The sequence below is a fragment of the Stenotrophomonas sp. 80084_Sma genome, from assembly GCF_056481995.1.
This window is the reverse complement of record NZ_CM151177.1, coordinates 14368-41358: the sequence shown is the minus strand read 5'-3', so window position 1 is coordinate 41358 and position 26991 is coordinate 14368. Positions and strand designations below refer to the sequence as shown.

At 67.2% G+C, this 26991-nt stretch carries 23 protein-coding genes; 11 read left to right on the top strand and 12 right to left on the bottom strand.

Annotated features, from left to right (window positions below):
- Positions 1–23: 23 nt before the first annotated feature.
- On the bottom strand, positions 24–2297 hold the full coding sequence (locus ACZK3W_RS00175; RefSeq protein ID WP_071228650.1) for a TonB-dependent receptor: 2274 nt from the start codon (positions 2295–2297) through the stop codon (positions 24–26).
- Positions 2298–2456: 159 nt separating this feature from the next.
- On the opposite strand from ACZK3W_RS00175, the gene ACZK3W_RS00170 reads away from it, so the two are divergent.
- Together ACZK3W_RS00170 and ACZK3W_RS00165 are read left to right on the top strand one after the other, a co-directional pair.
- Positions 2457–3473 (top strand): TIGR00266 family protein, encoded by a 1017-nt coding sequence (locus ACZK3W_RS00170; protein WP_032129262.1) that lies wholly within the window; start codon positions 2457–2459, stop codon positions 3471–3473.
- A gap of 234 nt (positions 3474–3707) precedes the next feature.
- Positions 3708–4700 (top strand): patatin-like phospholipase family protein, encoded by a 993-nt coding sequence (locus ACZK3W_RS00165; protein WP_019337382.1) that lies wholly within the window; start codon positions 3708–3710, stop codon positions 4698–4700.
- Between the two features lie 39 nt (positions 4701–4739).
- Here ACZK3W_RS00165 and ACZK3W_RS00160 read toward each other — a convergent pair whose 3' ends face one another.
- A complete protein-coding gene (locus ACZK3W_RS00160) occupies positions 4740–6740 on the bottom strand; it encodes a hypothetical protein (protein ID WP_478450281.1) in 2001 nt (666 codons plus the stop codon).
- 87 nt (positions 6741–6827) lie between these two features.
- Positions 6828–7310, bottom strand: a complete 483-nt coding sequence (locus tag ACZK3W_RS00155; RefSeq protein WP_004153377.1) for an Lrp/AsnC family transcriptional regulator — start codon at positions 7308–7310, stop codon at positions 6828–6830.
- 125 nt (positions 7311–7435) lie between these two features.
- On the opposite strand from ACZK3W_RS00155, the gene phhA reads away from it, so the two are divergent.
- Positions 7436–8329, top strand: a complete 894-nt coding sequence (gene phhA / locus ACZK3W_RS00150) for a phenylalanine 4-monooxygenase (RefSeq protein WP_071228653.1) — start codon at positions 7436–7438, stop codon at positions 8327–8329.
- Positions 8330–8434: 105 nt separating this feature from the next.
- Here phhA and ACZK3W_RS00145 read toward each other — a convergent pair whose 3' ends face one another.
- Positions 8435–9490, bottom strand: a complete 1056-nt coding sequence (locus tag ACZK3W_RS00145; RefSeq protein WP_285302187.1) for a LacI family DNA-binding transcriptional regulator — start codon at positions 9488–9490, stop codon at positions 8435–8437.
- A gap of 239 nt (positions 9491–9729) precedes the next feature.
- On the opposite strand from ACZK3W_RS00145, the gene ACZK3W_RS00140 reads away from it, so the two are divergent.
- The 4 genes from ACZK3W_RS00140 (at position 9730) to ACZK3W_RS00125 (ending at position 12758) form a co-directional block, all read left to right on the top strand.
- Positions 9730–10320, top strand: a complete 591-nt coding sequence (locus tag ACZK3W_RS00140; protein WP_049399007.1) for a cysteine dioxygenase family protein — start codon at positions 9730–9732, stop codon at positions 10318–10320.
- Between the two features lie 116 nt (positions 10321–10436).
- Positions 10437–11075, top strand: a complete 639-nt coding sequence (gene eda / locus ACZK3W_RS00135) for a bifunctional 4-hydroxy-2-oxoglutarate aldolase/2-dehydro-3-deoxy-phosphogluconate aldolase (RefSeq protein ID WP_478450280.1) — start codon at positions 10437–10439, stop codon at positions 11073–11075.
- 95 nt (positions 11076–11170) lie between these two features.
- Positions 11171–12199 (top strand): alcohol dehydrogenase AdhP, encoded by a 1029-nt coding sequence (gene adhP / locus ACZK3W_RS00130; RefSeq protein WP_182266977.1) that lies wholly within the window; start codon positions 11171–11173, stop codon positions 12197–12199.
- 166 nt (positions 12200–12365) lie between these two features.
- Positions 12366–12758, top strand: a complete 393-nt coding sequence (locus tag ACZK3W_RS00125; RefSeq protein WP_478450279.1) for a hypothetical protein — start codon at positions 12366–12368, stop codon at positions 12756–12758.
- A 71-nt stretch (positions 12759–12829) separates the two neighbouring features.
- Here the strand turns inward: ACZK3W_RS00125 and ligD are convergent, their stop codons facing one another.
- From ligD to ACZK3W_RS00110, 3 genes are all read right to left on the bottom strand, one after another.
- A complete protein-coding gene (ligD, locus tag ACZK3W_RS00120) occupies positions 12830–15316 on the bottom strand; it encodes a DNA ligase D (protein WP_478450278.1) in 2487 nt (828 codons plus the stop codon).
- 3 nt (positions 15317–15319) lie between these two features.
- A complete protein-coding gene (ku, locus tag ACZK3W_RS00115) occupies positions 15320–16237 on the bottom strand; it encodes a non-homologous end joining protein Ku (RefSeq protein ID WP_180837982.1) in 918 nt (305 codons plus the stop codon).
- Between the two features lie 157 nt (positions 16238–16394).
- Complete coding sequence (locus ACZK3W_RS00110) at positions 16395–16793, bottom strand: hypothetical protein (protein WP_010487387.1); 399 nt, start codon at positions 16791–16793, stop codon at positions 16395–16397.
- Between the two features lie 146 nt (positions 16794–16939).
- Here ACZK3W_RS00110 and ACZK3W_RS00105 point away from each other — a divergent pair, with 146 nt between their 5' ends.
- Positions 16940–17284 (top strand): hypothetical protein, encoded by a 345-nt coding sequence (locus ACZK3W_RS00105; protein WP_032129273.1) that lies wholly within the window; start codon positions 16940–16942, stop codon positions 17282–17284.
- Between the two features lie 153 nt (positions 17285–17437).
- Here the strand turns inward: ACZK3W_RS00105 and ACZK3W_RS00100 are convergent, their stop codons facing one another.
- Positions 17438–19528, bottom strand: coding sequence for a TonB-dependent receptor family protein (locus tag ACZK3W_RS00100; protein WP_478450277.1), 2091 nt, complete (start codon positions 19526–19528; stop codon positions 17438–17440).
- Between the two features lie 171 nt (positions 19529–19699).
- Between ACZK3W_RS00100 and ACZK3W_RS00095 the strand changes: the two genes are divergently transcribed.
- The 3 genes from ACZK3W_RS00095 to ACZK3W_RS00085 all read left to right on the top strand — a co-directional run bounded on the left by ACZK3W_RS00095 (position 19700) and on the right by ACZK3W_RS00085 (position 23077).
- Positions 19700–20902 carry an amino acid aminotransferase gene (locus tag ACZK3W_RS00095; protein ID WP_478450276.1) on the top strand — a complete coding sequence of 401 codons (1203 nt, stop codon included), beginning with the start codon at positions 19700–19702 and terminating at the stop codon, positions 20900–20902.
- Between the two features lie 342 nt (positions 20903–21244).
- Positions 21245–22261, top strand: a complete 1017-nt coding sequence (locus tag ACZK3W_RS00090; RefSeq protein WP_014035428.1) for a class 1 fructose-bisphosphatase — start codon at positions 21245–21247, stop codon at positions 22259–22261.
- Between the two features lie 108 nt (positions 22262–22369).
- On the top strand, positions 22370–23077 hold the full coding sequence (locus ACZK3W_RS00085) for a 2OG-Fe(II) oxygenase (RefSeq protein WP_065724008.1): 708 nt from the start codon (positions 22370–22372) through the stop codon (positions 23075–23077).
- A gap of 54 nt (positions 23078–23131) precedes the next feature.
- Here the strand turns inward: ACZK3W_RS00085 and ACZK3W_RS00080 are convergent, their stop codons facing one another.
- The 4 genes from ACZK3W_RS00080 to cls form a co-directional block, all read right to left on the bottom strand.
- Positions 23132–24223: a PA0069 family radical SAM protein gene (locus ACZK3W_RS00080; protein ID WP_253143499.1), complete on the bottom strand. Its 1092-nt coding sequence runs from the start codon at positions 24221–24223 to the stop codon at positions 23132–23134.
- 147 nt (positions 24224–24370) lie between these two features.
- Complete coding sequence (locus ACZK3W_RS00075) at positions 24371–25114, bottom strand: pyridoxine 5'-phosphate synthase (RefSeq protein WP_125892597.1); 744 nt, start codon at positions 25112–25114, stop codon at positions 24371–24373.
- Positions 25115–25123: 9 nt separating this feature from the next.
- Positions 25124–25393 carry a hypothetical protein gene (locus ACZK3W_RS00070; RefSeq protein WP_125892595.1) on the bottom strand — a complete coding sequence of 90 codons (270 nt, stop codon included), beginning with the start codon at positions 25391–25393 and terminating at the stop codon, positions 25124–25126.
- A gap of 40 nt (positions 25394–25433) precedes the next feature.
- The gene (cls, locus tag ACZK3W_RS00065) at positions 25434–26894 is read right to left on the bottom strand and encodes a cardiolipin synthase (protein ID WP_032129285.1); all 1461 of its coding nucleotides are present in this window, start codon (positions 26892–26894) and stop codon (positions 25434–25436) included.
- Positions 26895–26991: the final 97 nt, after the last annotated feature.

Here is a 26991-nt window from a genome sequence, read left to right as displayed (position 1 = left end):
ATTGCATCAACGCAGCAACCGCATCAGAACTTCGCGGTGAACTCCACGCCCCAGGTACGCGGCTCGTTGAGGAAGCCGGTCAGGTTGTTGAAGTCGATCGCGCCGACCACGCGGGTCTGGTTGGTCAGGTTGCGGCCGAACACGGCCACGTCGTACTGGCCGTAATCCCAGTTGTAGCCCAGGCGCAGGCCGCCTTCCAGCGAACTACGGCCGCGGAATTCCGGCGACTCGTAGATGAAGAAGTTCACCGCGCTGCGGTAGGCCCAGTCGGTGTAGGCATACAGCTCGCTGCCATCGCTGAGCGGGAAACCGACACGCAGGGTCGCGTTGTGGATCCACTTCGGCGCCTGCGGCAGCGGGTTGCCGTTCACCAGCGCATAGGTGCCACCGTTGATGACGGTGGTCGGGTCGTTGATGGTGCAGCCACCGCCGCAGATCGCTACCGCCAGATCCTTGTCCTTGATCTCGGTGTCGTTGTAGCTGCTGCCGAAGGTCAGCAGCACGTTGTCAGCCAGATAGGCTTCCAGGTCCAGCTCCACGCCCTGGCCAATGGTCTTGTCAGCGTTGAGCAGGGTGGCGGTGTTGTTGGTGCCGCCCACCGCGATCAACTGCTGGCCGTCAACGTTGTAGCGGAACACGCTCAGGCCCAGGCGCGCGCGGCGCTCGAACAGGTCGGCCTTGATGCCGGCTTCGTACGAGATCACCTTCTCCGAATCGGCCTGCGACAGGCCCGGCGCGAAGGCCAGGCGGCCCTGGATCGACGGCGCACGGAAGCCCTTGGCCACGCGGGCGTAGGCATTCACGTTGTCGGTCAGCTTGTACACGCCGCTGACATCCCAGCTGACGTCGTTGACGTCGGTGTTGGCCAGGTACGGGCCACTGACCGGGGTGCCGAACGGAAGGACGGCCTGCAGCACGCTGGCGTTGAAGTCCTTCTTGTCCTGGGTGTAGCGCACGCCGGCGCGCAGCTTGAAGCGGTCGGTGACATCGAAGTCACCCGAGGCGAACACCGCCCAGGCCTTGTTGCGCTGGTTCTGCACCACGTGGCCGGTCTGCGGATTGCCCGGCTTCAACGAGTTGTAGTTGAAGTTGTTGATGGTCACGTCTTCGTCGAAATAGAAGACGCCGGCCTGCCAGTCGAAGCGGCCCCATTCGTTGGATTCAACGCGGAATTCCTGCGTCCACTGGCGATGGTGCGGCAGGCCGTCGGCCGACTCCGACGAGAACGGGATGAAGCCCGGCCCATAGTTGCCAGCGCCCAGCGATGCGTCGCCGTAGCCACCGTCGATGTCACCACGATTGAGCGATTCGGCGGTTTCATAACCGGTGATCGAGTGCAGGGTCACCGAACCGAGGTTCCACTGCAGGCGCGCGCTGCCGCCCCAGGTTTCCAGGTCGGAGAAGTTGACGCCATCGTTGGCCACCTTGTCGCGATCGAAGTTCTCGACCAGGCCGTTGCCACCCTTCTGGATGATGTTGGCGCGGAACAGGCGCGCGGTACCGTTGAGCTTGCGCTTGTGCAGGTTGAACAGCGCTTCGAAGTCGTCGCCTTCGTACAGGAACTGCACGCGGCCGGCGGCTTCGTCATAACCTTCGAAACCGCTGTTGGGCGCACCGGCGCGGGTGTTGTCGACCCAGTCGTCACGGCGCTGGTAGATCGCCGAGACACGTGCCGACCAGCGGTCGGTCAGCGGGCCGCCATAGGCGCCCTGCACGTTCCAGCTGTTGTAGCTGCCATAGCCCACGCGCACGTAGCCGTCGGCATCCTGCGACGGGCGCGCCGAGTCGAACTTGACCACGCCGGCCGGGGTGTTGCGGCCGAACAGCGTGCCCTGCGGGCCGCGCAGCACTTCCACATTGGCCAGGTCGAACAGCGGGAAGCCCTTCAGCAGCGGGCTTTCCTGCACCACGTCGTCGTACACCAGCGACACCGGCTGCGACGCATTGAGGTCGAAGTCGGTGTTGCCCAGGCCACGGATGTAGAAGCGCGGGAAGGCACGGCCGTAGGACGACTCGATGTTGAGGCTGGGCACGCGCGCGGCCAAGAAGCGGATGTCGTCGCCCGCCGAACCCAGCACATCGAGCTTCTCGCCCTGGATCGCGCTGATCGCGACCGGCACGTCCTTGGCGTTCTCGACGCGGCGCTGCGCGGTCACCTGCAGGGCATCAAGGGCAACCGGATCCTTGGCAGCGGGAGTTTCCTGGGCGGCTGCTACCAGCGGCAACAGGGCGGAAAGAGCGGCAACGAGGGGGCGCGCGACCGGAAGGCGGCCACGGGAAGTGCGGGTCGGAGACATGGCGGTAGGCTGTGTTTGGAGGGGTGGTAAAACGGCGCTACCAGATAATTGTTGCAATACAGCACCTGCCCCGCAAATGCCTGCCGTTCATGGCCGCGTCGCCCCGGCCCCCGCGCCCTCGCTAGACTCGGGGTTTTCCAGCCCTGCAGAGCCGCCGCGATGACCCAGTGGTACTTCCATGCCTCCGCCCAGGCCGAGCGTATCGGCCCGCTTGATGACGAGGCCGCGCGCCGTTATGCGCAGGCCAACCCGCGCGCCCTGGCCTGGTGCCAGGGCATGAGCGGGTGGACCTCGATTGCCGAGGTGCCCGAACTGCAGTCCGCGGCCCCGGGCATGCCGAACACCCCGCCGCCGGTCCCCGCCGCGGCCAGCGGCCGCGCCGACGACATCGAGTTCCGCATCGTCGGCCATGAAATGCAGTTCGTGGAGATCGAGCTCGACCCCGGCGAGAGCGCCATTGCCGAGGCCGGCGCATTGATGTTCAAGGATGCCACCGTGCAGATGGACACGGTGTTCGGCGCCGCCAACGGCGACCAGGGCGGCGGCTTCATGGGCAAGGTGATGGCCGCCGGCAAGCGCGTGCTGACCGGCGAGAGCCTGTTCGCCACCGTCTACACCCAGAGCGGCCACGGCAAGGGCAAGGTCGCCTTCGCCGCGCCCTACCCCGGCACCGTGCTGGCAATGAAGCTGGACCAGCATGGCGGCCGCCTGATCTGCCAGAAGGACAGCTTCCTGGCCGGCGCGCGCGGCGTGCAGATCGGCGTGCAGTTCCAGCGCAAGATCATGACCGGCCTGTTCGGCGGCGAAGGTTTCATCATGCAGAAGCTGGAAGGCGACGGCTGGGTGTTCATCCATGCCGGCGGTTGCGTGGTGGAGCGCGAGCTGGCCGCGGGCGAGCGGCTGGATGTGGATACCGGCTGCGTGGTGGCCTACCACCCGACCGTAGACATGGACGTGCGCCGGGTGGCCGGCATCAAGAGCATGCTGTTCGGCGGCGAAGGCGTGTTCCTGGCCACGCTGACCGGTCCGGGCAAGGTCTGGCTGCAGTCGCTGCCGTTCTCGCGTCTGGCCGGCCGCATGTGGATGGCCGCGCCGCAGGGCGGTGGCCAGAACCGCGGCGAAGGCTCGGTGCTGGGCGGCCTGGGCCGGATGCTGGACGGCGACAACCGGTTCTGACCGCCCCCGGTCGTGCCGGCCGCTGGCCGGCAGCCTCATGGACCTTGGCGCGCATCCCGGTAGTGCCGGCCGCTGGCCGGCAGCCCCATGAACCGCTGCCAGGTTCCCAATGATTGCCGGCCAGCGGCCGGCACTACCTTTATGAATGGGCGATGTTTCCCACCCTGCCCGCCCCGCCACGGCTTCGGTATGCTGGCGCCCTTTCCTGAATCCGGCGCCGCGAGCGCACTGCCGATGAGCCTGTTCCGCCCCCGCATGCTGCTGTCCGTCGCCCTGATCGGCCTGCTGGCCGGCTGCGGTGGCGACCCGGTCCGCCCCACACCGCCGCCGGCGCCGACCGTGGTGCCGCAGGCCAAGCCGGTGAAGATCGGCATCGCCCTCGGTGGCGGCGCAGCCAAGGGCTTCGCGCACATCGGCGTGATCAAGATGCTGGAGGCCAACGGCTTCGAACCGGCCGTGGTGTCCGGCACCAGCGCCGGCAGCGTGGTCGGTGCGCTGTACGCCAGCGGCATGGACGCGTTCCAGATGCAGAGCAAGGCGGTGGCACTGGACGAAGCCAGCATCCGCGACGTGCGCCTGTTCTCCGGCGGCCTGGTGCAGGGCCAGAAGCTGCAGGACTACGTCAACGAGCAGGTCGCCAACCGTCCTGCCGAGCGACTGAAGAAGCCGTTCGCCGCCGTCGCCACCCAGCTCGAAACCGGCGAGCGTGCGATCTTCGTGCGCGGCAACGTCGGCCAGGCGGTGCGCGCGTCGAGCAGCATCCCCGGCGTGTTCGAACCGGTGAAGATCGGTGGCCGCAACTACATCGATGGCGGCGTGGTCAGCCCGGTACCGGTGGATGCCGCGCGCCAGCTTGGCGCCGACTTCGTGATCGCCGTGGACATCTCCAGCAAGGCCAGCGGCAAGGCGCCGACCGACATGCTGGGCATCGTCAACCAGTCGATCTCGATCATGGGCCAGCGCCTGGGCGAACAGGAACTGGCACGCGCCGACATCGTCATCCGCCCGAAGGTGCTGGACATCGGCGCCGCCGACTTCAGCCAGCGTGGCACCGCGATCCTGGAAGGCGAGAAGGCCGCGATGGCCGCGATGCCGCAGATCCGCGCGAAAATCCAGCAGCTGCAGCGCGCACGTGCCGCGGCGGCCGCACCGGCACCGGTGGCCGCGCCGAAGTGCGAGGAAGCCTCGCGCCTGGGCAAGCTGATGGGCCGCAAGGACAAGTGCTGACCTGAGCCAGCGTGTCGCTGCCAGACAGCGACGCGCGTGCTAGCGCGCGGGCCGGTAACCGCTGGCCTGCTGCCGCTCGCGCCTGCGCATCTGGCGGGCCTGCTCCTGCAGTGTCGCCGTGTGCTGCAGCTGTTCCATGCCATCGCCCGGTACGTGCAGCTGGCGTCGCGCACGGGTCAGCGCCAGATAGACCGCGCGCACCGGGTTGTGCCAGATGCGCCCGCCCTGCCCCGCACTGAAGCAACCGGGCGACAGCGAGACCACGTCGAACTGCAGGTTCTTCGCGTGTTCGGCCAGGCACAGCGCCACCCGCCCTTCAGCGGGCGTGTCCTGGTCATCAAGCGCCAGCAGCAGTGACTGCACCCGATCGGCAGACGCAAACAGTTCGACCAGCGCGCCCTGCCCTTCGTCGGCCTGGGTGGCCAGGAAGCGCTCCCATTCCTGGTCCGATGCGCTGTCGCGGCGCCGGCGCCACGCATCCAGTGGCCGCTGCAGCACGCTGCGCAGCGCGCGCAGCGATGCCGGATGCAGGTAGGGCCGCAGCCCGAGTGCGTGCAGCTGTGCCGCGTCCAGGGCCAGATCGGCGACGCTGCCATGGATGCGCAGGCCCTCGCTCGGCACCTGCGCCCAGTCGCGGTAATGCAGCACACCGGTGGCGCGGTCGGTGGCACCGACGAACGGCCCACTGTCCTGGCCCAGTCCATCCAGTGCCAGGGTCTGGTTGACCAGGCCCTCGACCTGGTTGCCCTGGCGCACCGACTGGTGCATTTCCAGCACCTTCGACGCGGCCCAGCGCGGCACCGTACCGGTCAGGCACTGGTGCGGGTCACCCAGGCTGACCACGCCCGGCGCATGCGTGGCCAGCACCTGCTTCCACGACGGGCTCAGGTCGTGCGCCTCGTCCACCAGCAGCATGCCCATGTCCTGCGGCGGGGTGACGCCGCGCAGCGCCAGCCACTTGCCGATGTGCGCCGGGCTGAGGCTCAGCAGCGTGCCCCGCTGCAGCTCGGCGTCGAACATGCAGCGCCAGACGTGCTCGGCGGCCGCCATGTACGGCGACACATCGAGCATCGCAGCGGGCACCGAACGGTCGAAATGCTGGAACGCCAAGCCCGGGGCCGACGACGCGCACCAACGGTTGATGGCCTCGAACGCGGTCAGCAGCACCTGCTCCGGGCTGCGCCCACCGATGCCCTGCAGGCCGATGCGGCCGGCAATCTCGCGCGGAGTACGGGTGCTGCGCCGGTAGCTGGCAACGAAGCCACCGGTCTGGCCGCTGCGCGCGGCGTGCTGCGCCACGCGGTTGGCGAACTCGATCTGGGTCAGCAGGCGCACCGCAGTGCTGGCCGGCACGCGGGCGCGGAAGGCTTCCACCTGCCCACGCGAGGGCGCCACGTAGGTGTAGCGGCCCGGCCGCGCCTCCATCAGCGCCAGCACCAGGTGGCCCTTGCCGGTGCCGGCATAGCCATCGAGGTCGATCAGCTCATCGGGGTTGGCGGCGATGGCGCGCAGCACGCGGGCCTGCTCGGAGGTGTACAGGCCATGGTGTTCGACCGACCGTGCATCCTCGGCGACAACCTCATCCTGCGTGGCCTCGTCATCGTCACTGGAAAAGGTGGCGGGAAAGCGGATCTCATGTTCGACCAGGGTTTCCTGACAGGCCTGCTGCAGGGCCAGGCCCGGATACTCCCGTGGCGACTGCGCGATGACGTCCTGCAGGATCTCCGCCGGTGTCAGCAGCACGCCGTGGCCGGCCAATGCGCTCAGCCAGGCATCCAGCTCCGGTTGGCCACCGCCACCGGGCCCGGCCAGCTGTGCAGCCGCGCCTTCGTTGCCAGCAAACAACGCGCAGGCATCATGCAGCAGGCGCTCGATCTCGGCCGCCGGATGCAGGCGCGTCCGGCACAGCTGCGCGGCCATCAGGCCGGCCTGCTCCACTGCGGTCTGCGGTGGCGTGCCATGGGCAACGTAGCGCGCCAGCGACTTGCGCTGCAGCGGCAGGAACGTGGTGGTGGGCAGCGGGTGCTGGAGTTCGGGCATGCGTGGAACCGGAAAGGAACGCTGCGACGCGCGCAGGGCGGAGATGCTCGGCTACCCGCCCGGCGCCGTCAAATCGCAGCGGCGCGTTCATTCCAGCTGCGAAAGCGGCAATGCCTGGAAGCCCTTCACCGTGCGCAGCACGAAGCTGGAATTGGCATCGGCCACGCCGCCGGCATTGAGCAGCCGGTCCAGCAGGAAGTGCGAGAAGTGCTCCAGGTCGCGCACGTAGACGTGCAGCAGGTAGTCCATGTCGCCGGTCAGTGCATGGCAGGCCACCACTTCATCCCAGCCCTGCACGCTGTCCACGAAGTGGCCGATGGCGGCCTGGTCGTGCTTTTCCAGCTGCACGCGCACGAAGGCCTGCAGGCCCAGCCGCAGCTGCCGTGGCTCCAGCCGCGCGCCATAGCCGACGATCACGCCCTCGCTTTCCAACCGCTGCAGGCGACGCAGGCAGGCCGAGGGCGAGAGGTTCACCCGCGTCGCCAGCTCGGCGTTGGTGGCGCGCCCATCCCGCTGGATTTCAGCCAGCAGGCGTATATCCGTGCGATCGAACTGGACTTCTCCGGCCATTGTTGCCCCGCAACATGGTGAGTACGCAAGGATATTGCGCCAACAAGGCCAATCGGCGCAACTTTTGCAACCCTGTTGCGCGCGCCCTGCCCTAGCATCGTGGGTATCCCGTCAAGGAGTGCCCCATGGACCTCGCCCAGCCCCGCCGCGTCGAACACCAGCAGACCGACAAGGGCTACGTGCCGGTGTATACCACCGCGCTCGTCGAGCAGCCGTGGGACACCTACAGCGCCGACGACCACGCCACCTGGAGCACGCTGTACCAGCGCCAGCGCGAGCTGCTGGTCGGCCGCGCCTGCCAGGAATTCCTGGATGCACAGGACGAGATGGGCATGAGCGCGCACATGATTCCGCGCTTCGACCAGCTCAACGAAGTGCTCGGCGCCGCCACCGGCTGGACCCTGGTCGGCGTGGAAGGCCTGCTACCGGAACTGGACTTCTTCGACCACCTGGCCAACCGTCGTTTCCCGGTGACCTGGTGGATCCGTCGCCCGGACCAGATCGATTACATCGCCGAACCGGACCTGTTCCACGATCTGTTCGGCCATGTGCCGCTGCTGATGAACCCGGTGTTCGCCGACTACATGGAGGCGTACGGCCGTGGCGGGGTCAAAGCCCACGCGATCGGCCCGGACGCGCTGCAGAACCTGACCCGCCTGTACTGGTACACGGTGGAGTTCGGCCTGATCGATACGCCCGACGGCCTGCGCATCTACGGCGCCGGCATCGTGTCGTCGAAGGGCGAATCGCTGTACTCGCTGGAATCGGCCGCGCCCAACCGCATCGGCTTCGACCTGCAGCGGATCATGCGTACCAAGTACCGCATCGACACCTTCCAGAAGACCTACTTCGTCATCGACAGTTTCGAACAGCTGATGCAGGCGACCTCGCCGGACTTCACCCCGATCTACGCGGCGCTGTCTGATCAGGCGCATCTGCCGGCGGGCGATGTGCAGCGCGATGACCGCGTGTTCCAGAAGGGCACCGGCGAAGGCTGGGCCGACGGCGGCGACGTGTAGGCGAACGGCACACACCGCTTCGTACTGAAAACGGCGCACCTGGATGCGCCGTTTTCGTTGCTGCCTGCCTGCACCGTTACGGCGGTGCAGGCGAGGGCAGGGCAATCAGGCGTCCACGGCCCGGCAGGAACCGCGCACCATCAATTGCGGATGCACGCTGGTTGCGGTCGGCGCATCCGGCACGTCGGCCTGCACCAGCATCGCCGCCGCCATGCGTCCGATGTCGGACACATGGCGACGCACCGAGGTCAGCGGCGGCCACAGCCGCGACGCCAGCGGGCTGTCGTCGTAGCTGACGATCGACAACTGCTGCGGCACCGCGATGCCCGCACGCAACGCCACCTGGTACACGCCGGCAGCCATTTCGTCGTTGCCGGCAAAGATCGCACTGGGGCGTTGTCCGCCCATCAGCAGCCGTTCGGCGGCATGCACGCCCGACTCGAACGTATCGCCCGCTTCCAGCACGCGTTCACCCGGCAGGGTCAGGCCCACCTGCGCCAGCCGGTCGAGGAAGCCATGGGTGCGCTCGCGTGCAGTACGGCGGTCGCCCGGACCGGCAATCACCGCGATGTCGCGGTGGCCGAGCGAGAGCAGGTAGCCCGCTGCCGCGGCTGCACCGTCGCGATCATGGGTGACCACGGCCTGTGCCTCGTCATCCGACACATGCGCGTTGATGCGGACGTAGCGGCATTCAATGCCGTCGAGCATCTCCGTCAACGCAGCCGACTCGGAGGCACGCGGGCCCAGGATCACGCCGTGCAGCTTCTGCTGCTGCACGAAGCGCCGCACGCCGTACGCACAGTCCGCATCCTGGCTGTTGCACGGGTGCACCACCAGTTCATAGCCGGTGCCGCGCAGCGCTTCCAGCGCGCCGTGCTGCAGGTCGACGATGCATTGGGCGCCCGGGTCGTCATACACCAGGCCGATCAGGAAGGAGCGGCGGAACGCGAGGCCGCGCGCCAGGGGGTCGGGCACGTAACCGACCTCGCGCATCAACGCCTCGACCTTGTCGCGGGTGTCTTTGCGCACCAGCGGCGAGTTGTTGATGATTCTTGAAACCGTTTTCTTGGAAACTCCCGACAGTCGTGCGATGTCGTTGATCGTGGCAGCCTTGCCCTTCGATGCCGGCAACGCGGCATCGCTAATAATTCGCACTGACATGTATAGAACCAGGTAAGTCGGAGAATTCTAGCCTTGCGCCCGTGGGGCGCGAAGTTGCGGAATGTCGCAGCGAAGATGGATCGCGTCGTGTTCGACCGCTTCTGCTGCGCGAGGTTCCATTGTGATCGCTCTACTTGATGTCCATCTGAACCGTTCTTCCGCGCGTGTTCACCTTGAATGCGGGCGCGACGCGCGCGAACGCCAACATTCCCTTAACCAGGCTCCGCTACAGTCGGGGCATGGACCTGCAGACTTCTCCGTTTCCGGTGTTCCGTGGCCGCGACAGGTTGATCGCTGCGGTCGACGCGGCGATGACCTCCGGTGATGCCGAGCGCATCACCGCCGACCTGCAGCTGGCGCTGCAGGAAGCCATCGCGGACAGCCGCATCGAATTGCCCGAGTGCGTACACCGTCCGGTCAGTGATCATTACGCGCGACGCCCGCTGTACCACAGCCGCGAACACGGCTACAGCGTGATTGCCATGAGCTGGGGCCCAGGGCAGGGCACGCCGCTGCACGACCACGATGCCATGTGGTGTGTGGAGGGAGTGTGGTCAGGCGAGCTGGAGATCACCCGCTATGAACTGCTGGAGCGCAACGGTGAGCGCTGCCGCTTCCGCCGCCACGCCGTGCTGCGCGGGGGCTGCGGCAGTGCCGGCAGCCTGATTCCGCCGCACGAGTACCACACCCTGCGCAACGCCAGCAACGAAGCGCTGGCGATCTCGGTACACGTGTACGAGGCGCAGATGGAGCGCTCTGCGGTGTTCGATCCGCTCGGTGGTGACTGGTACCAGCGTCGCATCCAGGCATTGCAGGCCGACCCGGCCTGAGCCGGGGGCAGGGCGGGGCACCACCAGCACCGTCGTGAGCCACGTGGCATCATGCGCCGCTGCGCTGCCGGACCCGGCGGCGATCCGCGATGCCCGGTCGGGCAAGGAGCAAGACGATGTCCAGCGCTGATCCGCGCCTGCGCGCGCTGTTGAAGCTGGCACCGGTGATTCCGGTGTACAACCCCGAAGATGTGAATGAAGCGGTCGAAGTGGCCCAGGCGCTGTTCCGCGGCGGCCTGCCGGTGATCGAAGTGACGCTGCGCACGCCGCAGGCGCTGGATGCGATCAAGGCGATGGTCGAGGCCGTGCCCGATGCGGTAATCGGTGCCGGCACCGTGCTCAACGCCGCGCAGATGCAGGCAGCCAAGGAGGCCGGTGCGCGTTTCGCGGTGTCCCCCGGTGCCACGCCGACGCTGTATGCCGCCGCGCGTGATGCCGACCTGCCTTACCTGCCAGGTGCCGCCACTGCCTCCGACCTGATCCTGGGCTTGGAGCACGGCCACGACACCTTCAAGTTCTTCCCGGCGGTGCAGGCCGGTGGCGCTGCGTTGCTGGCGGCTTGGCACGGCCCGTTCGCCGATATGCGCTTCTGCCCGACCGGCGGCATCAGCGCGCAGACCGCGCCGCAGTTCCTGCACCTGCCCAACGTGCTGTGCGTGGGCGGCTCGTGGCTGACCACCCCGGCGCTGCTGCAGACCCGCGACTGGGATGCGATCGAGCGTCTGGCCCGCGAGGCCTCGGTACTGGCCGGCTGAACCGCTGCACGAATCGTCAAAGGTTTGATCGTGATCAAAGCGCCGGCCTCGAGCCGGCGTCATTCTGTGGGCAAGCGCACTACGGAGATCCGAACATGAATTCGACCATGAAGGCCGCCGTGGTGCGTGAGTTCGGCAAGCCACTGGTGATCGAGGAAGTCCAGGTACCGCGCCCGGGGGCGGGCGAAGTACTGGTCAAGATCGAGGCCTGTGGCGTCTGCCACACCGACCTGCACGCCGCCGAGGGCGACTGGCCGGTGAAACCGAACCCGCCATTCATCCCCGGTCACGAGGGCGTGGGGCACATCGTGGCCGTGGGAGGCGGGGTAGGGCACGTCAAGGAAGGCGACAGGGTCGGCATCCCCTGGTTGTACTCGGCGTGTGGCCATTGCGAACACTGCCTGGGTGGCTGGGAAACGCTGTGCGAGACACAGCGCAACACCGGGTACTCCGTCAACGGCGGCTTCGCCGAGTACGCACTGGCCGATGCCAACTATGTCGGCCTGCTTCCGAAGGACGTGGGCTTCGTCGAGATCGCGCCGGTGCTGTGCGCCGGCGTGACCGTCTACAAGGGCCTGAAGGTGACCGACACCAAGCCCGGGGACTGGGTCGCCATCTCCGGCATCGGCGGTCTGGGCCACATGGCGGTGCAGTACGCCCGCGCGATGGGCCTGAACGTGGCCGCGGTGGATGTGGACGACAACAAACTGGCATTGGCCCGGCAGCTCGGCGCGCAGATCACCGTCAACGCGCGCACCACCGACCCCGCCGCCTTCCTGAAGAAGGAAATCGGCGGCGCGCACGGTGCGCTGGTGACCGCGGTTTCGCCGAAGGCCTTCGAGCAGGCGCTGGGCATGGTCCGCCGTGGCGGTACCGTCTCGCTCAACGGCCTGCCGCCGGGCAACTTCCCGCTGGACATCTTCGGCATGGTGCTCAACGGCATCACCGTGCGCGGCTCGATCGTCGGCACCCGCCTGGACCTGCAGGAGTCGCTGCAGTTCGCCGCCGAAGGCAAGGTCGCGGCCACGGTCAGCACCGACCGCCTGGAAAACATCAACGACGTGTTCGCGCGCATGCATGCGGGCACCATTGAAGGCCGCGTGGTGCTCGACTTCGCCGCCTGACCGCCTGTGCATGGCCGCCGTCGCTCCGTCCCCCTCTCCCACGGACGCGGCGGCCATGCCTATCCCCCGGTGGTGCCGGCCGTTGGCCGGCAAACCCCAGTCGGTTCGGTAGTGCCGGCCGCTGGCCGGCAACCCGGGCACTCTGTGGCAGCCGTACAATGCGCGCATGCCCGGCCTGCTCAAGACCCTGTTCCTGTCCCTCGTCGCCCTGATCGGCGGCGTGCTGTCGCTTGCGCTGGTCAGCAGCGTCGCCAGCTGGCTGCCCCCGCTGGTGGGCATGTCGCCGGACAACAACAGCGTGCAGCTGGGGTGGGACCTGGCCTTCAGCGTACTGGGCGGCATCGCCGGCATTTCCTTCGCCACCTACTACGCGCCGTGCTGGCCGCGTTCGCATGGGTTCTCGATCTGGTCGCTGATCGCGCTCGGCTGCGCCTACGCAATGTGGACCGCAGGCGCGGATTTCCCGCTCTGGTTCGTCATTTCGCTGCTGGCATCGCTGCCGTTGCAGCTGCTGGCCGGCTGGTGGTTCGGCCGCCGCGCGTCGCGCGATCCGCGCTGAGCGCATCCAGGTAGTGCCGGCCGCTGGCCGGCAACCTCGCCCATCCTACAGGTGCCGGCCATCGGCCGGCACTACCGCTTCAACGACGGCAGCGTCTGCTTCAATCGCGCGATGCCCTGCCATGGGTCCCCCTTCAGCCGCTTGGCACGCGCCAGCGCCTTGGCCATCGGAAACGCGTCGGCCGCGCTCACCCGCGCCAGTTCTTCCCAGCGCAGCGGCACCGCCACGCCGCCAGAATCGCGTGCACGCAGCGACCACGAGCACACGCTGGTGGCGCCTCGGGTGTTGCGAAGCCAGTCGATGAAGATGACGCCATTGCGCTTCGCCTTGCTCATCGTCGCCACGTAGCGGTCCGGCGCCTGCTCCGCCATCGCCTGTGCGAACGCCTCGCAGAATGCCTTGGCTTCGTCCCAGCCAGCCTTGGGCTGCAGTGGTACCACCACGTGCACCCCCTTGCCGCCAGACAGGCGTACGAAGCTCTCCAGACCCACCTGCTGGAGGCGGTCACGCACATCGCGTGCACCGGCTTTCACCTGTGCCCAGCTGACGCCGTCACCAGGGTCGAGATCGAACACCAGTCGATCCGGATGCTCCGGGTCGGCCACGGTCGCACCCCAGGGATGCAGCTCCAGCGTGTTCATCTGCACCAGTTGCAGCAGGCCCCGCGCATCGTCGATGTAGACGTAATCCTCGCGGCCGCTCTTCTGCAGGAGGGGCACCGCATGTACCGCATCGCCCAGGCCGGGGCCATGATGCTTCTGGAAGAAGCAGGCCTTGCCGACGCCATCCGGACAGCGCAGCAATGACAGCGGACGTCCGGCGATTTCGGGCAGGATCCAGCGCGCCATGCGCTGGTAGTAGTCGGCCACGTCGCCCTTGCTCAGTTTCTGCTTTGGAAACACCACCCGCTCAGGATGGGTGATCTGGACCTCACCTCCGGCTTCGGCATCTGCGGTGCTCATTCCCAGGTCCTCCTTTTGCTTGTCGCTGCGCAACCGCTTGAAACTGGCCTGGCGCAGCAGGCGTTCCTTGCCCCAGCCACGGAACGCCACCTCCGCCACCGTCACCGGTTTCACCCAGCGTACGCTGGCGGTGCGGAACGGCACATGCGTCGGCAGCTGCAGCACCGGCGTCTTCACGGCCAACGGCTGCAGTGCCTTGAGCAGCGCGCGCAGGCGCTCGTCGTCGAAGCCGGTGCCCACGCGGCCCACATAGCGCAGCCCGGCCTTGTCCGGCGTGGCCAGAAGCAGCGAGCCGAATCCCACCCGGGAACCCTTGGGTGCCGTATAGCCGACGATCACGAACTCGTCGGTGTCTTCGTGCTTCACCTTCACCCAGCTGCGCGCGCGGGTGTTTACGTACGGCGCATCCACCTGCTTGCTGACGATGCCTTCGAAGCCGGCCTCGCCGCTGGCATCGAACACCTGCGGCCCATGGTCGACCACGTGTTCGCTGAAGGCCAGTGTGCCGGGCGCCGGCCCGATGAGATCCTTCAGCAGCGCCTTGCGTTCCAGCAACGGCGCACGACTGATGTCCACGCCGGCCACACCCGGAAGATCGAACACGATGTAACGCAACGGTTGCTTCGAGCTTCCATCGATCACGCGCTGCAGTGCTGCGAAATCGCTGCGTCCTTCCTTGTCCAGAACCACCAGCTCGCCATCCAGGCGCGCATCGCGCACCGGCAGCGCCAGCACGGCCTGCGCGACCTCGGGGAAATCGGCCGTCCAGTCCAGGCCGTTGCGCGAGCGGAGTTTCACCTCGCCATCGTGCAGATCGGCCAGCAGACGATAGCCGTCCCACTTGATCTCGTGCAGCCAGCGCTCGCCCTCGGGGGCACTGTCGCGATGATCGGTCAACTGCGGTTTGAACCCAAGGGGATAGGGCGTATCACGTGCGCCGTGCAGTTGCAGCGCGCGTGCATGCCAACGCGCATCGGCCTTGCGCGTGGTCGTGCGTGCGACGGGTGCAGCACGCGCCGCCTTCGCTGTGGAACGCTTCTTCGCCGCAGATGCTCGTTTCGGCGTGGGTGCCGTCAGCAGGTCATCCGCCTCCGCGTCGCGCGCTTCGCCGTCGTCGCGCTTCATCAGCAGCCACTGCACCTGACGGCCTTTCATCGCGGTACGCACCAGCTTCCAGCCACCGGCCAGGCGTTGCCCGTGCAGCACGAAGTCGATCTTTCCAGCCGCCAGCGCCTGCAGTGGATCACCTTCACAGGCCCAGGTGCCGTGATCGAAGACATCCACGTGGCCAGCGCCATAGTGGCCTTCAGGAATGTCTCCTTCGAAACCGGCGTAGGACAACGGGTGATCTTCCACCTCCACGGCCAGCCGCTTCTCACCGACGCGCAGCGAAGGCCCCTTGGGCACGGCCCAGCTCTTCAGTACGCCGTCCATTTCCAGGCGGAAGTCATAGTGACGCGAGCTTGCGTGATGCAGCTGGATGACGAAGGTCGGCCGCCGCTTCGGATTCCCGCGTGCGGGCGTGTCGTCAGGCTCCGGCGTCTGCCCGGCGCCACCACCCAGTCTGCGCTTGCGCCGGTACTGGTGCAGCGACATGGTTCAACCTGCCTTGCGCCGCGTGGTCTTCTTTACGGCCTTTTTGGCGGCCTTTTTGGCGGCCTTCTTCGCAGCCTTCTTCGCCGGTGCCTTGCGCATTGCCGTCTTCTTCGCCGGCGTGCGCTTGTTCGCGTCCAGGCTCTTCTGAAGCAACGCCATGAAATCCACCACATTGGTGGTGGCATCTTCACGCGGTGCGGGCTCGTCTTCCACCCGGGTAGTGCCGCCCTTGGATTTGATGCGCTTGTTCAATACCAGCTGCAGACGCTCGCGGAACTCATCGTGATAATCCGAAGGATCCCAGTCACCGGCCATTGATTCGATCAGCTGTTCGGCCATCGCCGTTTCCTTGCTGGTGATGCGATAGTCGGACAGTTTTCCGGTGGGCAGCTTGTAGTCCTCGGGATCCACCAGCTCCTGCGGATAGCGCAGGATCATCAACACCAGCGCGTCCTCATGCGGCATCACCGCGCACAGGTATTCGCGCGTGCGCACCACCACCCGCGCGATGCCCACCTTGCCGGTACTGCGCAGCGTTTCGCGCAGCAGCACATAGCCCTTTTCGGCCTTCTTGCCGGGCACCAGCAGATACGGTTTCTCGTAGTAGCGTGGGTCGATCTGCGCCGCATCCACGAACGATTCCACCTCCACCGCTTCGTGGCTTTCCGGCGCCGCCGAACGGATATCACCTTCCTCCAGCACGACATAACTGCCCTTGTCGTACTCATAGGCTTTGACGATGTCCTTCCAGGGCACTTCCTCACCGGTGTCGGCGTTGACCCGTTCGAAACGGATCGGCTTGCGATCACGGGAGTCGAGCATGCGGAACTGCAGATCGACCTTGCGTTCGCCGGACATCAGTGACACCGGCACGTTGAGCAGGCCAAACGACAACGTGCCGGTCCAGATCGGGCGGGCCATGGGCGCACCTTTGGCAGGGCAGGGTGCCCAGCGTGGGCCGGAGGGCGTAAACCAGCCGTGTCCATGCCGTGCACGTGGGTTCTACGGTAGTGCCGGCCGCTGGCCGGCTGAGGCTCGCGGACTGAAGTTTCCTGGGGTTGCCGGCCAGCGGCCGGCACTACTGCAGCAACGGCCTCACCGCCGCCGCCGGAATATGGTCCAGTGCGCGCCAGGCGTCCTCCACCACCGGCCTCGCCTGCGACCAGCTCAACCGCGACTGCCCGCGCATCTGCTCCCAATGCTCGGCCAGTTCCTCGCAGGTATCGGCGGCGTCACCGCGTGGCCAATCCGCGGCATGGGTGGTCAGCGCGAAGGCATACACCGGGCACAGATCGCGCCAGTTGCGGTGGCTCTGGCCTCGGCGCTCTTCGTAGTCACTGAGCATGTACTGCAGGTAGTCCTGCGCCACCGCCTGCGGATCTTCCTGGCGGCGCGTGCGGCGCTGCGCGGTGCGCTGGCCGAGCGGATCGAGCAGGGCGTTGAACACGGACGGTGCGGGTCGTTCAAGACGGGGCATGGCCGGCTCCTGCAGCGGGGGCGGGTGGGCAGGAATACGCGCGGTGCCGTTACCGGGGGGTGAGCGAGATGTTCATGACGCCAGGTTCGCGGCGGCTTTACCTGCAGGGCGGTGTAGTGGGAGCCCCCGAGTGCAGGTACCAGACCATGAGCCGAGAGACCTCACGAGACCCGCTGCGCGAAAACCACCCGCCCATTCCCGGCGAGCAGCGCGGCAAGCGCGATGCCGACAATGCCGACTACCGCGGCACCGGTGCACCGTTCTTCGATGCCGAGCATGCCGGAGAGCATCTGCCGGTGAAGCACGAGTCTGAACAGGCCGCGCTGGACCGCAAGGACGGCGGCGACCGCCATCGTGGCGGCCAGGAAAGCCCGCTCAAGCGGCGTGAGCGCAAGCAGCGCGCCAGCGACAACCAGGACGAGGCGCTGGAGGAGACGTTCCCGGCCAGCGACCCGACCTCGCCGTTCGTGCCGGCCAAGGCCCCCGACTGACCGGTAGTGCCGGCCGCTGGCCGGCAACCTCCTGACGTCCTGCACGGCGCGATGCCGCCAGGGCCACCGATTTACGGGTAGTGCCGGTCGCTGGCCGGCAACTTCCTGAAATCCTGGACGGCGCGATGCCGGCCAGCGGCTGGCACTACCACTTTAGCGCCACGACCACTGCAGGCCGACGTTGGCCCGCCGTCCCGGTCCCGGCTCGTAGAAGCGGCCATTGCCGTCATTGACGATCACCGAGCCGATGTAGGCCTGGTCCAGCACGTTCTCCAACCGTGCGAAGGCCCGCAGCTCGCCACCCGGCAGGTTCCAGCGACGCCCGCCTTCCAGGTGCAGCAGGGCAAAGCCGGGCGCACGTTCGGTCGCCACGTCGTTGACCACGGTATCGCTACTGGCCGAGGCTTCCAGCGCCCACTGCCAGTCGGCGGGGGTCCACTGCAGCCTGGCGAAGGCCTGCTGGCGCGGCACACCGGGCAGGCGGCTGCCCGCGGCGACCACGCTGTTCGAGGTCAGGTACGGCGAGCGCACCTGCGCCTGCAGCCATGTCCATGCCAGCTGCAGTTCCAGCTGCTCGGCCAGCGGCTGTCGGTACTGCAGTTCCACACCCTGGCGGCGGGTGCGGCCGATGTTGCGATAGGTGCTGCGCCCGCCAGAATTGCTGGCAACTGCCAGCTCATCGTCGGTATCTGCGAGGAACAGGCTGATATCAAGCTGGGTTCCATCCTGTGCGCGCCACTTGCTGCCTACCTCCAGATTGCGGCTGCGCGCAGCGGCCAGATCCAGCGCCAAACCCGCCAGGCCATCGGCGCGATAGCCCAGCTCGTTGAAGGTGGGCGTCTCGAAGCCGCGGCCCACGGCGGCGTGCAGCCGCCACTGCGGGTTGGCCTCGAAGCTGACGCCTGCCACCGGCGTAGTCGCCTGGTAGCGGCGGCGGCCGCTGTCGTCCGGGTTGCGATCGGTGATGTAGCGGTCATTCGATTCGAATCGCACGGCGCTGTGGCGCAGCCCAGCCAGCAACGACCAGCGCGGGCTCCATTGCCACCAGGCCTGGGCGAACTGGTCCACGTTCTGCACCGTGTCGATCTGGTCGCGGCGCAGGCGCCCACGCACGCCGAGGGCGCTGCCGATGAAGTTCTCGTAGCCGGTGCGGTGCTGGCGCTGGCGGTCTGCGCTGAGCCCGGCCACCAGGTCCAACGGTCGGCCGGCGAGGTCACCGTGCCAGCCCCAGCGCGCGTCCAGGCCGCCATAGCCGCCCTCCAGATCGATCACTCCGCCAGCGTGCAGCGGGTTCGCCTGGGCGGTCGGCGGAATCGGCAGGTATTGCGTCACCGTGCGCTGGCCGGCATAGCCCATCAGCTGCCAGCGCTGCGCGCCGGTTTCCCGGGTCCAGCGCAGACCGGCCTGCTGCTGACGCACCGATTTGCGGGTGTTGTACTGGTGCGCCACGGCGGTGGCCTGGCGCGGATCCGCCGCCACCTGGGCGCGGCTCAGGCCCAGCGGGTCCTGCGCATCGGGGGCATCCAGCGCATTGAGCAGCAGCTCCAACCGCCCACCGCCCAGATCACCACCGATGCGCGCATTGAGCGATTCGCGGCGCGCACGGCTGTGGTCGCGCCAGCCATCGGTACGGAAGTGGTTGGCGGCGATGTTGTAGTCCAGCGCTTGGCCGGCACCCTTCAGTTGCGCGCCGACACTGAGCGTGTTGTCGGCGCCGGCGTTCACGCGCAGCCGCCACGGGTCGCCGGCCTGGCCCTGTGCGCTCCAGACCTGCAGCACGCCGCCGGAGGAATTGCCGTACAGCGCCGAGAACGGCCCGCGCAGCACCTCGATGCGTTCGGCGCCCAACAAGCTGGCGTGCGACAGCTGGCCCTGGCCATCGGGCATGGTCGCCGGCACCCCGTCGATCAGCACCCGCACCCCGCGCACACCGAAGGTCGAGCGCGCACCGAAGCCACGGATCGACAGCTGCGTATCCTGGGCGAAGTTCTGCCGGTCGCGCGCCACTAGTCCCGGTACGCCGGCCAGCGCCTCGGACAGCTGCGCGCCGGTGCCCGCGCGGCTGGCGTCGATCCAGACGGTGTCCAGGCTGGCCGGCAGCGCGAACGGGTCGATACCCGGCACCCGCGCGGCCTGTACCTGCACCGCAGGCAGGGCGGTGGGCGCAGGCTCGGCCATGGCCGCCCAGGGCGACAGCAGCAGGACGGACAGCGGCAGGCAACGGCGTCGTGCGGCAGGATTCATGATTCAGGTTGATGGATCGGGCGGCAACGCACGCCATGGTACGGGGCCGCGGATGACGATGGCGGCGGCCAGCCCCGGCAGGCTTTGTTACGATGGGCTGTTTCCGGCCGAAAAGCCGCAGACCGCGTGGCGCAATTCCTCCCCCTTTCCGTCTACCGAACGAGTACCGCCGTGTCCTTCTTTGCAAACGTGGAACTGGTCCCAGGCGACCCGATCCTGGGCCTGACCGAGGCGTACAACGCCGACAGCCGCCCGACCAAGGTCAACCTGGGTGTGGGCATCTACTACGACGAGAGCGGCCGCATTCCGCTGCTGCGCGCCGTCAAGCAGATCGAGCAGCAGCTCGCCGCCGAGGCCAAACCGCGCGGCTACCTGCCGATCGATGGCCTGCCGGCGTACACGCAGGCGACGCGTGAGCTGGTGTTCGGCAAGGATTCGCCGCTGCTGGCCGCTGGCCGCGTGACCACCGCGCAGACCGTTGGTGGCAGCGGTGCGCTGCGTGTCGGCGCCGATGTGCTGAAGAAGCTGCTGCCGCACGCCACCGTTGCACTGAGCAACCCGAGCTGGGAAAACCACCGAGCGGTGTTCAGCGCCGCCGGCTTCGAGGTGGTGGATTACACCTACTTCGACCCGACCACCCATGGCGTCAACTTCGATGGCCTGCTGGCCGACCTCGGCAAGCTGGAAGCCGGCACCGTGGTGCTGCTGCACGCCTGCTGCCACAACCCCACCGGCGCCGACCTCACGGTCACCCAGTGGAAGCAGGTCGCGCAGCTGCTGAAGGACAAGCAACTGTTCCCCTTCATCGACATGGCCTACCAGGGCTTCGACAAGGGCATCGAGCAGGACGGCGCCGCCGTGCGCATCATCGCCGAAGCCGGCATCGACAGCTTCATCGTCGCCAACTCGTACTCCAAGTCGTTCTCGCTGTACGGCGAGCGCGTGGGTGCGCTGTCGATGGTGGCGCCGACCGCTGCTGACGCCAAGGCCGTGCAGTCGCAGGTCAAGCGCGTGATCCGCACCATCTACTCCAGCCCGTCCACCCATGGTGCCGCGCTGGTGGCAGGCGTGCTGACCAACCCGGAACTGCGCGCGATGTGGGAGCAGGAGCTGACCGAGATGCGCGAGCGCATCCACGCACTGCGCCAGGGCCTGGTCGAGAAGCTGGCTGCCGCCGGTGCGCCGCAGTTCGGCTTCATCAACGAACAGGCCGGCATGTTCTCCTACTCCGGCCTGAGCCGTGAGCAGGTCGAGCGCCTGCGCGACGAGTTCGGCATCTACGCCGTTGGCACCGGCCGCATCTGCGTGGCCGCGCTGAACCAGAACAACCTGGAATACGTCGCCAAAGCCGTGGCCACTGTGGCCAAGGGCTGAAACAACGCTCCAGTAGCTTGAAGACAAAGGCGCCGAAAGGCGCCTTTGTTTTTTTGCTTTTGCTCTTGCCTTTGCCATCCCCACCGCGCTCGCGGCGAACCCTGAAGCGCAGGGCGAGGCACACCGTGGCCAGGACCGTGAGGCGCATGGATGCGCCGATCGAGCCCCCATGGATGGGTTTACGGCGTGTCCTGGCCACGGTGTGCCTCGCCCTGCGCCTCCATGAAGGAAGGCGCCACGAGCGCAACGCATCTGGAAACGATTACGCCTTCCCGCGCTCACGCACGGCACCGCCATACGGGCGACAATAGGCGTTTTCCCGCTGCCGAGACCTGCCCGCTCATGTCCCGTACTTCGTTGACCCGCTTCCTGATCCAGGAACAGCACGCCGGCCGCATCAATGCCGACCTGCGCCAGCTGATCGCGGTCGTCGCCCGCGCCTGCACCAGCATCTCCATCGCCGTCAGCAAGGGCGCCCTCGGTGGCGTGCTCGGCGACGCCGGTACCGGCAACGTGCAGGGCGAAGCGCAGAAGAAGCTGGATGTGATCAGCAACGAGATCCTGCTCGAAGCCAACGCCTGGGGCGGCCACCTCGCCGCCTGCGCCTCCGAAGAAATGGACCACAGCCAGCCGGTGCCGGACATCTATCCGCGCGGTGATTTCCTGCTGCTGTTCGATCCCCTCGATGGCAGCTCCAACATCGACGTCAACGTCTCCGTCGGCACCATCTTCTCGGTGCTGCGCTGCCCGACCAACGTCGAACTGCCGGGCGATGATGCTTTCCTGCAGCCGGGCAGCAAGCAGATCGCCGCCGGCTACTGCATCTACGGGCCCAGCACCCAGCTGGTGCTGACCGTCGGCCACGGTACCCATGCCTTCACCCTGGACCGCGAGAAGGGCGAGTTCGTGCTGACCACCGAGAACATGCAGATTCCGGCGGCCACCCAGGAATTCGCCATCAACATGTCCAACCAGCGTCACTGGGAAGCGCCGATGCAGGCCTATGTCGGTGATCTGCTGGCGGGCAAGGAAGGCGCGCGCGGCAAGAACTTCAACATGCGCTGGATCGCCAGCATGGTCGCCGACGTGCATCGCATCCTGACCCGCGGCGGCATCTTCATCTACCCGTGGGACAAGAAGGATCCGTCCAAGGCCGGCAAGCTGCGCCTGATGTACGAAGCCAACCCGATGGGCCTGCTGGTCGAACAGGCCGGTGGCGCTGCCTGGACCGGCCGCGAGCGCATCCTCGACATCCAGCCCGACCAGCTGCACCAGCGCGTGCCGGTGTTCCTGGGTTCGCGCGAGGAAGTGGCTGAAGCCGTGCGCTACCACCACGCACACGACGACGCGCAGGGCTGACGGCCTATCGCCTGACAGCGGTCATGGCAGTTCGATGACATGACCGCGGGGTGACACCGAGGGCGGCAAACGGCACCATCAAGCCGTTGCCGCCTAAGGAATGCACGCATGCACGAGCAGGGCCCGGTCGATTTCATCGAAGTCATCCACAACGCCGTCCCCAGCGAGGTCTGCGCGGCCATCGTTGAGCGCCTGCGCGCTACGCGTGGCCTGCAGCCCGGTGCGGTGGGCAGTGGCGTGTTCCCGGAACTCAAGCACAGCAAGGATCTGCGCATCAGTGGCCTGGACGGCTGGCAGGATGTCGATCAGCAGCTGCAGATCGCGGTGTTCAACGGCCTGCTGACTTATCTACGCCGTTATCCACAGGCGTTGATTGCGCCGCTGATGTTGCAGATCCAGGACAGCAACGGCCAACCGCGACGCCTGTCTGCCGAGGACTTCCCCGACATGCCGCAGCAGCAGCTGGCCGATCTGGCCCGCACCTGCCTGCGCCCGGGTGCGATCAACCTGCAGTGGTATGCGGCGGGCGAGGGCGGCTACCCGTACTGGCATTGCGAGCTGTACCCGAAGGATGCGCAGGCCGAGACCCTGCACCGGCACGTGCTGTGGACGCTGTACCTCAACGACGACTTCGAAGAGGGCGAAACCGAGTTCCTGTTCCAGGGGCGGAAGATCGCGCCGCGCACCGGCAGCCTGCTGATTGCGCCGACTGCGTTCACCCACACGCATCGTGGCAACCGGCCGCAGGGTGGGGACAAGTTCATCGCGACCAGCTGGATCCTGTTCCAGAGTGCGCAGAAGTTGTTTGGAGGGTAGAGTCGAGCTTGCTCGACTGCCTTTACGTCTCCAGTCGAGCAAGCTCGACTCTACTCAGAACAACGACCCCTGCGGCGAATCCTTCTTCGGCGGCAGCGGCTTCTGGAACCGGCTGCAATCCAGCTTCGGCCAATGGCTGTTCTGCGCATTGAAGCCCAGACGTTTGCGCGCCAGCTTGAAGCGGTTGTTCAACAGATCGGCATACACGCCCTGGCCCCGCATGCGCGTGCCGAACTGGCTGTCGTAGTCCTTGCCGCCGCGCAGCTGCTGGATGGTACTCATCACATGTGCGGCGCGATCTGGATGATGGGTGTCCAGCCACTCGCGGAACAGCGGTGCCACTTCCAGCGGCAGGCGCAGCAGCACATAACCGGCGGTGCTGGCACCGGCATCGTGTGCAGCCTCCAGCACGGCTTCCAGTTCGCTGTCGTTGATCCACGGAATCACCGGCGCCACCATCACGCCCACCGGAATACCGGCTTCATGCAGGCGCTTCATCGCGCGCAGCCGTGCGTGCGGCGCCGATGCGCGCGGTTCCAGCTTCGCGGAGAGGTGCGGGTCCAGCGAGGTCACCGAGAAATGCACGCTGACCAGGTTCTCCGCCGCCAGCGGTGCAAGCAGGTCGATATCGCGCTCGACCAGTGCGTTCTTGGTGATCAGCGAGAAAGGATGCTTGGTCTCCAGCATCACTTCGATCAGCTGGCGGGTGAGTTTGAACTTGCGCTCGATCGGCTGGTACGCGTCGGTGTTGATGCCCAGCGCGATCGGCTGCGGCACGTAGCCCGGCTTCGACAGCTCCTTGCGCAGCAGCTGCGGCGCATTGGTCTTGGCGAACAGCTTGGTTTCGAAATCCAGGCCCGGCGACAGGTTCAGATAAGCATGCGAGGGGCGCGCAAAGCAGTAGGAGCAGCCATGCTCACAACCGCGGTACGGATTCACCGACTGGCTGAAGCCGACGTCCGGCGAGGTGTTGCGGCTGATGATGCTGCGCGCGGTCTCGGCACGCACTTCGGTACGCAGGCGAGGGGCAAGGAACTCCTCGCTCTCGTCGACCGCCCAGCCGTCGTCCACCGCCTCGCTGACAGTGCTTTCAAAGCGCCCGGCAAGGTGGGACGTGGAACCTCGGCCCTTGATCGCAATACCCATTGCGGCAGGGTAAGTCGCGGCCGTCTCAGTGGCTGCGACGGCCGCCTGAAGGGTTCAGCGCCACCCGTAGAGTCGAGCCGTGCTCGACTCCCACCCAGGGTGGCCCAAGACCGAAGTCGAGCAGGGCTCGACGCTACAGGGGAGGGGTCAGAGCAGCGCCAGGTACCCGCGCACCGTGGCGTCCAGCCCGTCGTACAGCGCCTCACCGATCAGCGCGTGGCCGATCGACACCTCCAGCACGTCCGGCACGTTGGCCAGGAAATCGCGCAGGTTGTCCTGCGACAGATCGTGGCCGGCGTTCACGCCCAGGCCAACGGCCTGTGCACGGCGTGCGGCAGTGGCGAACAGCGCCAGCATCGCGTCAGCATCACCAGCCGCATGCGCCTCCGCATAGGGCCCGGTGTACAGCTCGATGCGGTCCGCACCCACCTCGGCCGCCTGCTCCAGCAACGGGTTGCCGGCATCGACGAACAGGCTGACCCGGCAACCCATCGCTTTCAGTTCGGTGATCAATGGGCGCAACCGCTCGGCATCGCGCTCGAAGTCGAAACCGTGGTCGGACGTGATCTGCCCATCGCCATCCGGTACCAGGGTGGTCTGCGCCGGGTGGGTCTGTGCACACAGCGGGAGCAGCCCCGGATAACCCTCGCGCGGCGGTGCGAACGGATTGCCTTCGATGTTGAACTCCACCCCACGCGCACGGGTCAGCGTGGACAGGGCCAGCACGTCCTCGGCGGTGATATGACGGCGGTCCGGTCGCGGATGCACGGTGATGCCATGCGCGCCGGCATCCAGGCAGGCCTGGGCGGCGCGTACCACGTCCGGTTCGGCACCACCGCGCGAATTGCGCAGGACGGCGATCTTGTTGACGTTGACGCTGAGCTGGGTCATGGAACGAAACTACTTGGAAAGAGGGGATGGATCGTGATCGTTGGGGTCGTCACCGCGGCGGGCCTGGGCCTGTTCGCGCAGGCGGCGCAGTTCTTCGGCATCGACCAGTGTGGACGGATCGCGCTGTGGATCACCGAAACGGGCCACGTAGCGGCCACGCACCCAGGCCAACAGGAAGGCGAGGGCGGCCAGCAGGCACAGGGTCATCAGCCCGGGGCTGGGGGTCTTCAGCGCGAAGGCGAAAGAGCCCAGCGCCAGCAGCAGGTACAACCAGTACATAGTCGGGCTCCCCGGATGATCGGCGCAGTGTAGCGCTGCGTCAGAGCAGCGGCGAGGCCAGCCGGGCGAAGGCCTCGGGCAGGCGGTGCAGCCACAGCGAACGACCGGCCTGGTCGTGCACACGCGTGGAACGGTCGAATTCGCCCTGCAGCAGTTCGGCCAGCGCAGCCACCCGGTCACGGTCGCTGATCATCATCGACAGCTCGAAGTTCAGCCGGAAGCTGCGGTGATCGAAGTTGGCACTGCCGACGATGCAGACGTCGTCATCGGCGATGAAGGCCTTGGTATGCAGCATGCGTGGGCCGTACTCGTAGATCTTCACCCCGGCATGCAGCAGCTCGTCGAAGTAGGAGCGGGCGGCCTGGGTGACGAACCAGGAATCGCTCATCTTCGGCACCAGCAGGCGCACGTCCAGCCCGCCCAGCGCGGCCGAGGTCAGTGCCATCCGCGCCGCTTCGCCCGGCACGAAGTAGGGCGTGACCAGCCAGACGCGCTCGTGCGCTTCCTGGATCGCCGCCACATGCAGGCGATGGATCGTTTCCCAGCCCGAGTCCGGGCCGGAGACCAGCACCTGGGCGTTGATCGCACCATCGCCGCGCAGCGGCATGTCGGCTGGCCACAGACGCGCGATGTCCATGCGCGAGGGATCCTGTCCACTGGCGTAGAGCCAGTCCTCGGCGAACACCAGCTGCAGGCTGCGCACCACGTGGCCGCGGATGCGCATGTGCAGGTCGCGGTAGGCATCCGCCCTGCGGCTTTCATCCTCGTCGTCGGTGATGTTGATGCCGCCGGTGAAGGCGAGGCGGCCGTCGACGATCACCAGCTTGCGGTGGGTACGCAGGTTCAACCACGGGCGCTTGAATGGCTTCAGCAGCTGCCGTGGGTGGAACCAGATCGCTTCGCCACCGGCGTCGAGCAGCGGCTGCAGGAAGCGGCGGGGCAGGGCCGACGAACCCACCGCGTCGAGCAGCAGGCGCACCTGCACACCCGCGCGGGCGCGCTCGACCAGGGCGTCGCGCAGCGCGGTGCCGGCATGGTCCGGGTTGAAGATGTAGTACTCCAGGTGCACGTGATCGCGGGCCTGCGCGATGGCGTCCAGCAGGGCCGCGTAGGTTGCCGCGCCATCCACCAGCCAGGTGACTTCGGTGGCGCTGCTCGGCGCGAGCCCGGTCGTGGCCTGTGCGACCTTGGCCAGCTCGGTGCAGTCGGCGTCGGGTGGGCAGACATCGCTGTAGTGCTCCATCCCCGAGCGGGCACGGCCACGGCGCAGGCGCTGCCGCTTCACCTTCTGCGGGCCCAGCAGGTAGTAGATGAAGAGACCCAGGTAGGGCAGCAGCGCCAGCGACAGGATCCAGCTCAGGGTGGCCACCGGCTCGCGCTTCTGCAGCATGATCCAGCCCGCCAGCGCGAACAGGTACAGCAGATAGGCGACCGCCAGGATCGTGCCAAGGTGGGCGATGCCGTCGAGCCAGTGGCGCAGGGAGTCGAAGAGGGCGAGCATCCGCCGATCATAACGGTCCAGGCCGTCAGGCATAAAAAAGGTTCTTCTCCCATCTGAGGGGAGAGGCTCACGGCCGACCCGCTAGATTGTGGTTGTC